We start from the raw sequence: 14,358 nt of genomic DNA on the forward strand, positions 1-14,358 counted from the left end.
ACCGGTAGGTTCCGAGCGACGTCCCGCAATCAGGACCTCACCCCCGTTAGCACAGGTAGCCCGCACGTCGGGAGTATCTGGTCGTATCCCAGCGGGTGACGTCCGTGGCAAACTCTGGCCGCGGGCTAATGGTCCGACACATAAGAGCCGATGACAGCGAACGGGACTCCTCGTGGGTCGACAGACGCTGGACCGGATCGACCTGGTGGCAACACCCGTTGTCGTAAGACGGAAAGGAACGACATGCTGCGACGGCTCGGCATCCGCGCCAAAGTGATGGCTGTCCTTGCCGTCCCCATGCTCGTGATCTTCGGCGCTGGCGCGTTCATCTCCTTCAACGCCATCGAGCAGCTGCGGTACGCCCAGGCGTCCGCCGGTGTCGTCGACACGATCCGTGCGTTCGCGCCCGTGTCGGCCGCCATGGAGACCGAGCGCGTCCTGTCCCTCACCGGGGCCACCAAGGACCAGCTGGACAAGGCGCGCGCCGCCACGGACGCCGCGCTCACGAAGGCGCGACCCGTCAGCGAGAAGCTGGACTTCTCCCGGTTCCCGGACTCCGCCATCCAGCAGTTCCAGGACCTGCAGCTGACCAACAGCACGATCCTGCCCGCGGCTCGACAGCTCGTCGACAGCAACTCGCAGCGCGCGGTCATCCAGCGCGACTACAACGACATCATCGCCGGCCAGACGTCGCTCATGGAGTCGGCCGCCAACAGCCTCAACAACCGTGACCTCGCCTCGTATGTCACGGCCTACCGCGAGGTCGCCGGCACGTCGGACAACCTCGTCAGCGAGATGATCGACGGAATCGCGGTCCTCGCGTCGAGTGCTGCGAACCCGTCGATGGTCCGTGGCTACACCAACCAGGCCGCCGCAACCGAGCTGGCCCGGTCACGTGCCCGCAACGAGGTCGACGGTCTCGGCGTGGAAAACCTCGTCCTGCCCTCCAAGGACCCCACCTCGAACTTCACGCGTATGCGCGCCATCCTCACCGCAGGCGACGCCACGCAGCTGACCCAGGTCGACCCCGACGTGTGGTCGAAAGAGGTCCAGGACCAGACGACGAACCTGTCGGGGTTGAACGTCCTGCTCCTCGACCACGCCGACGAGATCGCGCAGCGCGCCGTGAACGACGCCCGCAGCCAGACGCTCGTCACCCTCGGCCTGGTCGGTGCGGCCCTCGCCGTCTCGCTGTTCTTCGCCCTCACCGTCTCCCGCGCCATCGTCGTCCCGCTGCGCCGCCTGACCGTGGCCGCCGCCGACGTCCGGGAGCAGCTGCCCCGACTCGTCGAGCAGGTCGCCGTGCCCGGTGAGGGCCCGGAGATCACGCTCGCGCCGATCCCCGTCAACTCCAACGACGAGGTCGGCCAGCTGGCCACCGCCTTCAACGCGGTCAACCAGACGACCGTGCAGGTCGCCCAGGAGCAGGCCGCTCTGCGTGGCTCCATCGCTGAGATGTTCGTCAACGTCGCCCGCCGCGACCAGGTCCTCCTGAACCGGCAGCTGTCGTTCATCGACTCCCTCGAGCGCGCCGAGGAGGACCCCAGCACGCTGGCCAACCTCTTCCGCCTCGACCACCTCGCCACCCGCATGCGTCGTAACGCGGAGTCCCTCCTCGTGCTCGCCGGCATCGACACCGGCCGACGACTGCGCGACTCGATGCCGCTGTCGGACGTCGTGCGTACGGCCTCCTCGGAGATCGAGCAGTACGACCGCATCGAGCTCGACCTGCAGGTCGACCCGCACATGCACGGCTTCAACGCCCTCGGCGCCGCTCACCTGCTCGCCGAGCTCCTCGAGAACGCGACGATCTTCTCCGAGCCGGAGACGCCCGTCACCGTCAGCACCGGTGTGTCCGGCCCCTACGTGATCGTCCGGGTGCTCGACCACGGCCTGGGCATGAGCGAGGTCGAGCTCGCGGCTGCCAACACGAAGATCTCGTCCACCTCCGCCAGCGACTCCCTGGGTAACCAGCGCCTCGGCCTCTTCGTCGTCGGCCGCATCGCCCAGCGCCTCGGTGCCGACGTCAAGCTCGCCAAGGCCCCGCACGGCACCGGCACCGAGACGATCGTGCGCTTCCCGGCGACGCTGTTCGTCTCGACCGAGAACGCGATGTACGGCAGCGGTGCACCCGCAGCCCTCGCGGCACCTCGGGTCGACCCCGGCCTGCCCGAGATCGAGGCTCCCGTCGTCCAGGAGGTCGACCTCTCGGCGCTCACCGACGGTCAGACGTCGCTGGGTCTCCCGAAGCGCCGCAGCCGCGACGACGACGCGACGCACGACGAGGGCCCGATCCCCGTCACCGAGCTCGAGCCGTCCCACAGCCTGCCGTCGCGCTCGAAGAAGACGTTCGACGAGGACAACCTCGTCCTGCCCGAGGCCCCCGACGGCAACATCGCGCCTGAGATCTCTGCGGCCGCGTTGGACTCCAACTGGACCCCGCCGACCGCCGCCCCCGCGGGCGGTGGCCTGCCCAGCCGCAGCCGCGCCTCGACGCCGGCCTGGGCGAAGCCCGAGGAGCCGATGGAGACTCCCAGCGCTGCTGCTCCGGCTCCCGCCGCTCGTGCCGGTCTGTTCTCCGGGTTCCGTGGCCGCACTCCCGAGCAGCTGGCCGAGGCCGAGTCGGCCGAGGGCGAGCGCTCCACCTCGAACGTCCGCGCCCCGTGGATGTCGGCCGGTGTGCACGCCGCGCCCGTCGAGCCGATGGTCATCCCCGCTCTCGCGGCGGACGACGAGGACGAGGCGTGGGACGCGAACGACGGTGACCACCGTGAGGCCGCCTCGATGGAGGCTGCCGCCGAGATCGTGATCGCCGAGCACATCGTGCAGGGCGAGGACGTCGCGGTCTTCGAGCCGGACCCGTCCTGGGCCCCGCCGAGCGCGCAGGAGGCACCCGACTGGGAGCCGACCCCCGCGTGGGACGCGCCTGCTGCCGAGGCCGCCGAGGCCCCGGCCTGGGAGGCGCCCGCCGCCTGGTCCGCTCCCGTCGCCGAGGATGTGCCCGCGTGGGCACCGCCGACCGCCGACGACGCTCCCGTGTGGGAGGCGCCTGTTGCCGAGGTTGCTCCTGTGTGGGAGGCGCCTGTTGCTGAGGTTGCTCCTGTGTGGGAGGCGCCTGTTGCTGAGGTTGCTCCTGTGTGGGAGGCGCCTGTTGCTGAGGTTGCTCCTGTGTGGGAGGCGCCTGTTGCTGAGGTTGCTCCTGTGTGGGAAGCGCCTGTTGCTGAGGTTGCTCCTGTGTGGGAGGCGCCTGTTGCCGACGACGCACCGGTTGCCGACGAGGCCGCTCCGGCCTGGGAGCCGACGCCCGCGTGGTCCGCCCCGGCCGCCGAGGCCGAGGACGCCGTCTGGGCGCCGACGCTCGCCTGGCAGGCCACCGCCGAGCCCCGTACGGACGAGGTCGCCGCCGACGCGGCGCCGGCGCTCGAGGTCCGACCCACCGCGGCACCCTCCGACGCCCCGGCATGGGAGGCGCCCGTCGTCGACACCATGGCCTGGAACCTCGCCGTCGCCGAGTCGCCCGCCTGGGAGCCGATCGTCGCCATCGAGTCTGCCGCTGCGGGCGAGCCCGCAGCCGAGGTCCTGCCGGTCGCCGACGCTGCACCTGTCGCCGAGGCTGCACCCGTCGTCGAGGCGACGCCGGTGGCCGAGGTCGCGCCCGTCCAGACGTTCACCAGCTACAGCGGCTACGCCGGCTGGGCGGCGCCTGCTGCTGAGGCGCCCGCCGCGTACGTGCCGTTCGAGCGCACGCTCGACGAGGCACGGGCCTGGCACACCGGTTCGATGCCCGTCGTGCCGCAGCCCGTCGCCGAGGTCGCCCCCGTTGCCGAGGCCGCGCCCGTCGCCGAGGTAGCCGCTGCCGAGGTCTCGCCGGTCGCCGAGGCTGAGCCCGACTTCCAGGCCGAGCCCGAGCCCGTCGCGGACTCCGCTTGGCCGGCTCCGGCCTGGGAAGCTCCCGTCTGGGAGGCGCCCGCGCCGGTCGCCGCCGTCGAGCCGGAGGCAGTGTTCGTCGAGTCCGAGCCGGTCGCCGCGCACGACGTCGCCGAGGTCGAGGAGCCCGTCTGGGCCCCGGTCCCGGCATTCGTCGAGGCGCCCGTCGCCGAGGCGACGCCGACCTGGGCCGCGCCCGAGCAGGACGCACCGACCTGGGCCGCGCCCGAGCAGGACGCACCGACCTGGGCCGCGCCGGAGCAGGTCGCACCGACCTGGGCCGCGCCGGAGCAGGTCGGACCGACCTGGGCGACGTTCGAGGAGGCGCACCCGGAGGTCGAGTCGCCGACGCAGCTGTTCACGCCGATCGACGCCGAGGCGGCCGTGACGGTCGAGGAGCAGGTCTTCGAGCCGACGTCGTACGCGCCGACGTACGAGCAGCCTTACGCGCCCTCGTTCGACCAGCAGCCGGTGCCCGCGGCTGAGGCCGCCCCCGTCGCCGAGGCTCCGGCCTGGGCTCCCGAGGCGTTCGCCGCTGCGTCCGCCCCGGCTCCGCAGCCCGCGTTCGGCGAGCTGGTCCAGCCCGCGACCGACGACTCGAAGGGTCGCCGACGCTGGGGTCTGTTCGGCCGCAAGAAGGGCGAGCCGGCAGACGTGGCCCCGGCTGGTGCCCCGGCGCCGGTGTCCTACGAGGCTCCGGTGAGCCAGGCCGCCCCGGTCCGCACGTCCGCGTGGACGTCCGAGGCCCCGGCCGCCGCACCCGAGCCGCAGTCGTGGATGGCGTCGACCAACCAGTGGGCTGCGCCGGTGCAGACGGCTCGCCCGGAGGCAGCGCCGGCCCCGGCCGCTGCACCGGCTCCGTCCCCCGCCGCCGCGCACCCGGCCGCCGGTGCCTGGTCGCCGCCGGACTGGAACTCCCGTCCGAACCCCGCGCCGCACTCGACGGTCCCGCAGCCTGCGCTGCCGCCGTCGGTCGCCCCGCGGGTGGGCACGCTGGACGACGAGGTGGCCGCGATGCTCGCGCTCCGCTCGGACATCCAGGAGCAGGCTCTCTCCGAGCTGTCCCAGCTGTCGGCCTACCGGCCGTCCGCGTCGGGTGGTTCGGCGGAGCGGCTGACCAAGCGTGTCGCCCAAGCTGTCCCGGCGTCGACGATCGCCGAGGACGAAGGGAAGCCCGTGCAGCGAGACGCGGACCAGCTCCGCTCCCGCCTGTCCAGCTTCCAGTCCGGGACCAACCGAGGCCGCCAGGCCACGGACGATCCCACCAGCCAGAACGGCGCGAGCTGATGGCAGATCGAAACCCCTCAACCGTCGTCCCAGCCCTGGTGACGTCTTACCCCGCAGTCATCGACTGCACCAGCAAGGAGGAAGTGTGACCGCGCTCAGCACCGAGGCAGCCAACTTCGGCTGGCTCCTGGACAATTTCGTCCGGACCGTGCCCGGCACTCGCCACACACTCGTGGTGTCTGCGGACGGTCTCCTCATGGCGATGTCCGAGCAGCTCGACCGCACCAGCGGCGACCAGCTCGCGGCCATCGTCTCCGGGATGTCAAGCCTGACCCGTGGCGCAGCGCGCCAGCTTCGTGCGGGGGAGGTGCGTCAGGCGATCATCGAGATGGACAACTTGTTCCTCTTCCTCATGAGCGTCTCCAACGGCTCCGTCCTCGCCGTGGTCGCCGAGTCGTCCTGCGACGTGGGACTCATCGGTTACGAGATGGCGATGCTCGTCTCCCGGACCGAGGCAACGCTCACCCCGCAGCTCATCTCCGAGATGCGCGGCCAGCTCCCCGTCGATGGCGCCACGCGCGCTCCCGTGGCCTGAGCCGACGGATCCCACGACGATGAGTGAGCACATCGAGTACGAGGCCAGAACGGTCCGGCCGTACGCCGTGACCGGTGGTCGCGTGCGCTCGTCGCGCTCCGACCTGCCTCTCGAGGCACTGGTCGAGGCCATGCCTGGCGCGGTCGTCAGCCAGGGTCTGCCGCCCGAGAAGCGGGCGATCCTGCAGCACGCAGCGTCGAACTACATCTCGGTCGCCGAGCTGTCAGCCTTGCTCCATCTGCCGTTGGGCGTGATCCGGATCCTCGTGTCCGACCTCGTCGAGCAGCATTTCGTGCGTGTGCACACCTCTCAGCCGGTCGAGGTCAACACCGGTGAGTCCCCTGCCTTGTCCCTCAGCGTGCTGGAGAGTGTTCTCAATGGCATTTCCGCCCTCTGACGCCGCTGTGGCCGCTCCGGCGGGCACGGCAGGAAGCGTCGCACCCACAGTCGTCAAGATCGTCGTCGCCGGCGGTTTCGCCGTCGGCAAGACGACGTTCATCGGTTCCATCTCGGACATCGAGCCCCTCAACACCGAGGCCGCGATGACCGAGCACTCGGTCGGCGTCGACGACGCCGGCGGTGTGTCGGACCGCAAGACCACCACGACGGTGGCGATGGACTTCGGTCGCATCGCCCTGCCGGGCTCGCTCTGGCTCTACCTGTTCGGCACCCCCGGCCAGGACCGGTTCCTGTTCATGTGGGACGACCTGGTCCGCGGTGCCATCGGCGCCGTCGTCCTCGTCGACACCGACCGGCTCGACCAGTGCTTCCCGGCCGTCGACTACTTCGAGAGCCGCGGCATCCCGTTCGTCGTCGGCGTGAACTGCTTCGACGGCGTCGCCAAGCACCAGCTCGACGACGTTCGTGACGCGCTCGCGATCCCGGCGCACGTGCCCGTGCTCTACACGGACGCTCGTTCGCGCGCGGCCACCAAGCAGGCTCTGATCTCCCTGGTGCAGCTCGCGATGGAGCGTCTGCGCAGCCGCTGAACCCCCTGAGGTTCGATCACGACCTCGGCCGACCTCTCCTGCGGGGTCGGCCGTCGTCGTGCCCGGGTGTCCGCGCTGCACGTAGGGAATCATGTGACGATGCCTCCCGACCCCGTCGTCCCACCGCGCTCCGGTGGCGACGACGAGGCCGCCCGGTTGCCGCAGCAACGCGCGTCGGCGGAGGACTCGGACCCTGCGCCCGGCGCCGACGGGGCGTCCGAGCCGGTCCTCGGTGACCCGCGGCCAGCACCCGACGACGCACCTGCGCTTGCCGCCCTCGGCGGCCTCGGACCTGCGCCCTCGCTGGGCCCCGGTCCGCGGGTGTACGCGGACGGGTCGGCGCTCGCGCAGTACGTCGTCGGGTCGTCGAGCCACGACGAGTGGGCGGAGTGGGCGAAGGACCACGAGGACGAGCTGGTCACCACGCCTCTGGGCCTCACGGAGCTGCGCAGGTTGGCCTTGCCGGCCGGCGTGGAGGCGCGGGGAGTCGCGCGGGACGTCGAGGCGCGCGTCACCGTGGTCCGCTTCTCCGACCAGTCGCTACGGGCCGCGACCAAGGTCTCCGGGGTCCTCGCGCCGTTCACCGCGTTGCACATCGGCGCGGTCTTGGCGCACCCGGAGGTCGTCGCAGTGGCCACCTACGAGACGCAGCTGGCCAGGGTCGCCGCTCTGCACGGCCTCCTCGTCGTCTCCCCGGGCATGGCGCCGTTCTGGTGGGAGTCGGCGGACTGAGGTGGAATGCTTCCCCGAGGTGCGGGTTCGCACCTAGGTTGCCTGTGTGAGCGCCATCCAGGAACCGCAGCCCGTCGACGCCGGTGCCGTTCGCCCGGCCGCTCCGTTACAAGCGACGAGGCGCCGGGCTGCCGACCACGTCGAGCACCTCACGCGAGAAGAGCGCAGGGCCCGCGGTGCCGCTGCCCGGGTGCTCACTCCCCGCTCCGCGCTGGCTCTCGCCGGCGGCGGCGACAAGCGGCCCGACCCGATCGACCTGCTCATGGGTCAGGGAAGGGTCCGTGTCCCGGAGCTGGTCCCGCTGCGTTACGGGCGGATGGCGCTCTCGGCGTTCGCGTTCTACCGCGGTGCTGCCCTGATCATGGCCTCCGACCTGGCGTCGACGCCGAACAGCGGGCTCGAGGTGCAGCTGTGCGGCGACGCGCACATGTCGAACTTCGGCCTGTACGGCACCCCCGAGCGCCGGCTGCTGTTCGACCTGAACGACTTCGACGAGACGCTCCCCGGCCCGTTCGAGTGGGACGTCAAACGGCTCGTCGCCTCCATCGAGATCGCCGCTCGGGGCAACGGGGTCGCGCGAAAGGACCGTCGCCAGATCGTCGTCGGCGCAGCCCGCGCGTACCGCGAGGCCATGCGTGACTTCGCGACGAAGACCGAGCTCGACGTCTGGTACGCCCGGGTCGACGTCGACACGTTCATGGGTGAATACGCCTCGCAGTTCACCAAGACGCAGGCCAAGCGCACGCAGTCGATGATCGCCAAGGCGCGCAGTCGCGACCACCTGCAGTCGGTCGGCAAGCTCACTACCGTCGTCGGCGGGCGTCGACGCCTGATCTCGGACCCGCCGTTGGTGACCACCCTCGACGAGCTCCTCGGTCCGCTCGGTGCCAGGGACTTCGCGGAGCGGCTGGCCGAGCTCGTCCGCTCCTACCGCTCGACCCTGCAGCCCGACCGCCGGCACCTGCTCGAGCAGTACCACGTGGTCGACATGGCCCGGAAGGTGGTGGGCGTCGGCAGCGTCGGCACCCGGGCGTGGATCCTGCTGCTGCAGGGGATCGACGAGGACGACCTGCTGATCCTGCAGGCGAAGGAGGCGCAGGCGTCGGTCCTCGAGCAGTTCCTCGGTGCCAGCGAGTACACCCAGGCGGGCCAGCGGGTGGTCGAGGGGCAGCGACTCATGCAGGCGGCGAGCGACGCGATGCTCGGCTGGCAGCGGACGCACGGCATCGACGGCGTGGAACGGGACTTCTACCTGCGGCAGCTGCGTGACTGGAAGGGCTCGGCAGACATCGAGTCGATGCAGCCCCAGGGGATGGCCCGCTACTCCGAGCTCTGTGCCTGGACCCTCGCTCGCGCGCACGCCCGGTCAGGGGACCGCGTCGCGATCGCGGCCTACCTGGGCACCTCGAAGACCGCGGACGAGGCCTTCGCGACCTTCGCCGCCGAGTACGCCGACCGCACCGAGGGCGATCATGCGCTCCTGCTCGATGCCATCGCGAGCGGGCGGGTGCAGGCCACCACCGGAGTCTGACGCTCTCGTGTGGGAGACTCGTGCGCGCTGCGGACGGACCCATTCGGCCCGCTCGCGCTGGAGGGCTGTCTGAGCGGCCGAAAGAGACGGTCTTGAAAACCGTTGGAGCGGGACAACCCCGTTCTCGTGGGTTCGAATCCCACGCCCTCCGCTCCCGAACTCTGGCACACGCACCAGAATCCACTCAACTCGCTAGCTTCAGGCGCCGATGCACCCCTAGATCGCCGACCACGGCGGTAGCGGGGGAGACAGACGTGGTGCAGAGCGGGAGACGAGAGCTCGTCGTCAGGCGACGCGAGCTGGCCGTCCTCGGGGGAGGCGCACGCACGACTGCCACGGTCGGGTTCGGAGCACCGGTCCTGACCTGGGCAGATGTCCCCGCAGCGTCGCGACGGGCAGCCCAGCACCGCGCCCAGGTCATTGCCGAGCAGGTCGGCACGGACGCGGGCTTCGAGCAGTCGGCGCACGAGGTCACGCAGGTGCTGCGTGCCTGGCGAGCGCACAAGGACCGGATCTACGTCGTCGTCGCGGACCGGCCGATGATCGTCGGACCCGACGGTCCGCTCCCCAGCGGGCCGTGGCGTCCCGGACCCGTCCAGCGGTACGACGTCGTCGGCGAACCCAGGCGTCGCGTCGGCTGGGTGCCGCCGGGGCTCGCCGACGTGCGCCGCCCGGCAGCGCAGGCGGCGCCAGTCGGCCGGGAGGCGGTCACCCCGTCGCACCGGCCCGAGCACGCCGGGGCGGCGAACGCTTGGACGCACCTGCCCGCCTCGGTCCGTGAGGGTGCTGAGCGTGCGGTCCCGGTGCCCAAGGACTGGCTCGGACACCTGACGCAGATCACCGGCCCCGACGGCGTCGGGAGGGAGCAGAGCATCGTCGTCCTGCTGCGCGACGAACGATGTGCCGTGGTGGTCAAGGCGACGCGGGAGCGCACGCCCGTCCCAGGTTTCCGGGTGGCCGACCAGAACGACGCGCTCGCGCGCGCCGACTGGCTCGTCGAGCAGGTGACGTTCGACGTTCGGGCACCCAACCTCTTGCCAGCCGCGGGCCCCCGCGTTCGCCTGCCGTGGCAGTGACCCACTACGACGTGCTCGGCGTCGCGTCGGACGCGGACGTCACGACGATCCGCCAGGCCTATCGTCGTCGCGCCCGGAAGTCGCACCCCGATCTCGGAGGCAGCAACGCGGAGTTCGCGGCGATCGCCACCGCGTGGTCCGTCCTCTCGGACGCCCGGGCGCGCACGGTGTATGACGACGAGCTGCAACGGGGTCCTGGCGCCGACGCCTGGGGCGAGGACGTCGGGTTCGGCTTCACCGCGCCTGCCCGTCCCAGCCCGAAGCCGAACGCTGCCCCGCCGGCTGGCGCGACCGGGGAGCATGTCCTCGACCCGTTCCTGTCCGCGCCCCGCACCCTGCCGTCGCTCGACGACGAGCTCGCACCACTGCCGCGACCCAACCGGCCGCCGTCCCGCGCGAAGGACCTCCTCTTCCTCGTGCTCTCGGTGGTCGCAGTCTTCGTCGCGTTCGCGCCACTGGCGATGTCGCCCGACGCCGAGTCATCGGGCGACACGGGGCGCGGGATCATCGTGTACGCGGTGCTGCTCTATCTGTCATCCGCCCGCCGGAAGAACCTGGCGCTCGACCTGGCGGCGCGCCGCCAGGTGGCGGTTGCCTTCTTCTGGGGCACGGTCGGCGCGTTCTCGCTGCTGGCGCTGACGACCGCGGCCGCGACCCCGACCGGACCGGCTCGACGCGCCGCCATGCTGTCTGCGCTCGTGCAGGTCGGTGGAGGCGTCCTCGTCCTTGCGCTCACCGAGCGGCACGTGTATCGCGCTCGACGCTGGAGCGGAGCGTTGGCCGAGATCCGCGCGCGGCGCGAGCTCGCAGACGCGTGGAACGAGTTTCTCAGCGCTCGCGACCTGTTCGGCGGCGCCGCCCGGATGGAGCGGGGAACGGCTGTGTACGACGGCCCCCCGCGTCCGGTCTGGGCGCTCGTCGACCGGGCGACCGGGACCCTCTGGATGAGTGCGCCCGAAGGGGCGCCTGAGGCATGGTCAGAGACTCTCCGCCGGGGCAGTGCCGACACGTCCGCCCGGTCGACCGGCTGACTCGTCGCGACCCTCGGCGCTGGGTTTTGAGAGGACCTCTTGACCAGGGCTTGGCGCCGGCACGAGCCAGGTGCACGACGTCGGGCGCGCGAGCTCAGCATTCGAGCGCGTCTGAGGGCACCGGCGCCTAGGCTCTCGATGTGCCCCGACGCCATGTCCAGCTGCAACCGAGCCAGCACGTCCCTGACGGTCCCGCGGTCGACGTGCTGGTCCGTGAGGGTCTCGCGGCGCTGCGGCACGAGCTCGACATCCCTGAGGCCTTCCCACCCGCCGTGACCGCCGAGGCCCTGGCGGCGCAGCCGACCGCGCAGAGCGGTGACGCGACCGACATCCCGTTCGTCACCATCGACCCTGAGGGTTCGATGGACCTCGACCAGGCGCTGCACATCGAGCGCACGGCAGACGGCTTCCGGGTCCACTACGCGATTGCCGACGTCGCGTCCTGGGTGGTGCCGGGCGGCGCGATCGACGACGAGGCGCGCCTCCGGGTGGAGACGTTGTACGCCCCGGACGGCCGGACCCCGTTGCACCCGCCCGAGCTGAGCGAGGGGCGGGCGAGCCTGCTCCCGGGCCAGACGAGCCCGGCGCTGCTGTGGACGATCGAGCTCGACGAAGAGGGCGAGCCGACGCACGTCACGGTCAGTCGCAAGCGTGTACAAAGCCGTGCACAGCTGACGTACAACGGGGCCCAGAAGGCCCTGGACGACGGCACAGCCGACGCCACCCTGCGGCTGCTGCAGGTCGTCGGGACCCTGCGTCAGGCGGCGGAGATCGCGCGCGGCGGGATCACCCTTCCGACGCCTGAACAGGTGGTGGAGCAGCAGGCGGACGGCACCTGGACCCTGGGCAGCCGCGCGACCCTGCCCGTCGAGGAGTGGAACGCCCAGATCTCGCTGCTCACGGGGATGTGCGCCGCCCGGCTGATGATCGACGGGCGCATCGGCGTCCTGCGCACGCTCCCGAAGGCGGACCCGCGCGACGTCGAGCGGCTGCGACGGTCCGCACATGCCCTCGGCGTCGACTGGCCGGACGGCGCGACGCCCGGTGACGTCATCCGGAACCTGGACGCGTCGAACCCGGCGCACGCCGCTCTCTTGACCGAGGCGACGAGCCTGCTGCGCGGAGCCGCGTACGTGGCGTTCGCCGGCGAGGTCCCCTCCTACACGATGCACGCGGCGATCGCGGCCCCCTACGCGCACGCGACTGCCCCGTTGCGACGCCTCGTCGACCGGTTCGTCGGCGAGGTCTGCGTGGCCCTGAGCGCCGGAACGCCCGTCCCGGCGTGGGCCCGTGACGCCCTCGAGGAGCTGCCCGGGCTGATGGCTGCCGGCGACAAGCACGCGGGCGAGTACGAGCGGGGCTGCATCGACCTCGTCGAGGCGGCTCTGCTGACCGGCCGTGTCGGGGACGTGTTCGACGGTGCGATCGTCGACGTGCGCGCCGACCGCGAGGCCGGTGTGGTCCAGCTGCGTGATCCCGCGGTCCGCGGTCGCATCGAGGGCGTGGACCTCCCGCTGGGCACCGATGTGCGCGTCAGGGTCGCCAGCGCGGACGTGAAGACGCGCACGGTCAGGTTCGAGATGGTGGCGCCCCTCATCGGGCACGAGGTGCCGTGATGTCCGAGCTCGACGACATCGCCGACGAGCTGTACGGCGGCCCGCCGAGCGTCTTCATCGAGCACCGGGACGCGGCCGCCAAGGCCGCACGGTCGGACGGCGACCGGGACCTGGCCAAGGAGATCACCGAGCTGCGCAAGCCGACGGTCTCGGCCTGGCTGATGAACCTGCTCGTCCGCGACGACCCTGGCTTCGCGGACCAGGTGGTCGCGCTCGGAGAGGGCCTGCGCGACGCGGAGCGCTCGCTCGACGGACCGGCTCTGCGGGAGCTGTCGACGCAGCGACGAGCTCTCGTCCGGTCGCTGACGGCGCGCGCCCGCAAGCTCGCGGCACCGAGCGGCCAGCGCATCGGGGACGCGGTCACGCAGGAGCTCGATGCAACGCTCACGGCGGCGCTCGCGGACCCGGAGGTTGCCCGCGAGGTGACCTCGGGCCGGCTCACGGCCTCTCGCGAGTGGTCGGGCTTCGGCAGCGCGGACACCAGCGGCACGACGACGACCGGCTCGAGCGCGCGGTCCTCGAGTCCGCCTGCGGCGAAGAAGGACGCGAAGACAGCGCGGACGGCAGAGCCGAAGGCAGGTCCGGACGCCGGCGACGCGCCCAAGAGCCAGCGCCCCAAGCTGACCCTGGTCCCACCTGCGGTCGACCCGGAGGAGGCCCGTCGTGCTCGCGCCGCAGAGCGTCAGCAGCGCCTGCGCGCCGAGGCCGACCGAGCGCTCGAGCTCGCGGCCCAGGTCGTCGCCGACGCCCAGCGCAAGCACGACGCCGCGCAGGACGTCCGGGACGAGAGCGCGGCCGTTCTGGCGCGTGCCGAACGTGCGGCGCAGGAGGCCCACGACGAGGAGGACGACCTGGTGCGGACGCTCGCGGAGGTTCGTCGCAAGCTCGCGGCGGCGGGCAAGGCGGCGACGATCGCCGACAAGGACGTCAGCCAGGCCCAGTCCAACCTCCGGCACGACGAGAAGGAAGCCGCGACGACCGAACGCGAGCTGCAACGGGCGGAGCGAGCCCGCGACGCGGCCGCTGCCAGAAGGGACGAGCTGTGAAGGACGACGCCGAGCAGGTCCTGATCGAGTCGCCGCAGGAGTGGCGCGACTGGCTGGCCGAGCACCACGCGACCTCGCCGGGAATCTGGCTGGTCATGTGGCGCCCGCCGAGTGGTCGACCGCACGTCACCTACGAGGAGGCCATCGAGGAGGCTCTGTGCTTCGGCTGGATCGACGGCCAGGCCCAGACGCTCGACGCGGACCGCACGATGCTCTGGCTCACCCGCAGGCGCCCAGGAAGTGGCTGGAGCCTGATGTCGAAGCAGCGGGTCGCGCGGGTGGAGGCCGACGGTCGCATGACGCCCGTGGGTCGTGCGGTGATCGATGCGGCCAAGGCGGACGGCTCGTGGTCGCGGTACGACGACGCGGACAGCCTGGTCCTCCCGAAGGACCTGGTTTTCGCGTTCGCGGTCAGACGGGGTTCTCGCGCGCAGTGGGAGTCGTTCAGTGAGGCGGTCCGGCGGGGCATCCTGCGCTGGATCGTCGACGCGAAGCGGGACGCCACGCGCACGGCCCGGGTCGAGGAGACCGCCAACCTGGCCGAGCAGGGAATCCCGGCCCACCAGCAGGTTCGTCGTTGAGTCCCTC

The 14,358-nt window shown here is 71.7% G+C and carries 11 protein-coding genes and 1 tRNA gene; all 12 read left to right on the plus strand.

Annotated elements, in window-relative coordinates; genetic code table 11:
- Positions 1-243 precede the first annotated feature (243 nt).
- Entirely contained in the window at positions 244-5,214 is a 4,971-nt protein-coding gene (locus I847_RS0120905; protein WP_034611418.1) for a sensor histidine kinase, read from the plus strand.
- Positions 5,215-5,299: 85 nt separating this feature from the next.
- The gene (locus I847_RS0120910) at positions 5,300-5,749 is read left to right on the plus strand and encodes a roadblock/LC7 domain-containing protein (RefSeq protein ID WP_028051268.1); all 450 of its coding nucleotides are present in this window, start codon (positions 5,300-5,302) and stop codon (positions 5,747-5,749) included.
- 19 nt (positions 5,750-5,768) lie between these two features.
- Positions 5,769-6,146, plus strand: a complete 378-nt coding sequence (locus tag I847_RS0120915; RefSeq protein ID WP_028051269.1) for a DUF742 domain-containing protein — start codon at positions 5,769-5,771, stop codon at positions 6,144-6,146.
- Positions 6,127-6,738 carry an ATP/GTP-binding protein gene (locus I847_RS0120920; protein WP_028046055.1) on the plus strand — a complete coding sequence of 204 codons (612 nt, stop codon included), beginning with the start codon at positions 6,127-6,129 and terminating at the stop codon, positions 6,736-6,738. The genes I847_RS0120915 and I847_RS0120920 overlap by 20 nt, the downstream gene beginning before the upstream one ends.
- A gap of 99 nt (positions 6,739-6,837) precedes the next feature.
- Positions 6,838-7,470, plus strand: coding sequence for a hypothetical protein (locus tag I847_RS0120925; RefSeq protein ID WP_231384313.1), 633 nt, complete (start codon positions 6,838-6,840; stop codon positions 7,468-7,470).
- Between the two features lie 46 nt (positions 7,471-7,516).
- On the plus strand, positions 7,517-9,001 hold the full coding sequence (locus tag I847_RS25185) for a DUF2252 domain-containing protein (RefSeq protein WP_231384314.1): 1,485 nt from the start codon (positions 7,517-7,519) through the stop codon (positions 8,999-9,001).
- 59 nt (positions 9,002-9,060) lie between these two features.
- Positions 9,061-9,152: transfer RNA gene (locus I847_RS0120935), tRNA-Ser, on the plus strand.
- Between the two features lie 103 nt (positions 9,153-9,255).
- Positions 9,256-10,077, plus strand: a complete 822-nt coding sequence (locus tag I847_RS27265; protein ID WP_028051271.1) for a hypothetical protein — start codon at positions 9,256-9,258, stop codon at positions 10,075-10,077.
- The gene (locus I847_RS26015; protein WP_196804641.1) at positions 10,068-11,108 is read left to right on the plus strand and encodes a J domain-containing protein; all 1,041 of its coding nucleotides are present in this window, start codon (positions 10,068-10,070) and stop codon (positions 11,106-11,108) included. The genes I847_RS27265 and I847_RS26015 overlap by 10 nt, the downstream gene beginning before the upstream one ends.
- A gap of 140 nt (positions 11,109-11,248) precedes the next feature.
- Positions 11,249-12,724, plus strand: coding sequence for an RNB domain-containing ribonuclease (locus I847_RS25195; protein ID WP_081681209.1), 1,476 nt, complete (start codon positions 11,249-11,251; stop codon positions 12,722-12,724).
- Positions 12,724-13,770: a hypothetical protein gene (locus tag I847_RS26020; RefSeq protein ID WP_051275141.1), complete on the plus strand. Its 1,047-nt coding sequence runs from the start codon at positions 12,724-12,726 to the stop codon at positions 13,768-13,770. The genes I847_RS25195 and I847_RS26020 overlap by 1 nt, the downstream gene beginning before the upstream one ends.
- Positions 13,767-14,351: a YdeI family protein gene (locus I847_RS0120960; protein WP_028051272.1), complete on the plus strand. Its 585-nt coding sequence runs from the start codon at positions 13,767-13,769 to the stop codon at positions 14,349-14,351. Before I847_RS26020 ends, I847_RS0120960 begins: the two co-directional genes overlap by 4 nt.
- Positions 14,352-14,358: the final 7 nt, after the last annotated feature.

Origin of the sequence: Cellulomonas sp. URHD0024, assembly GCF_000426185.1 — a bacterium.
Taxonomy (GTDB): Bacteria; Actinomycetota; Actinomycetes; order Actinomycetales; family Cellulomonadaceae; genus Cellulomonas.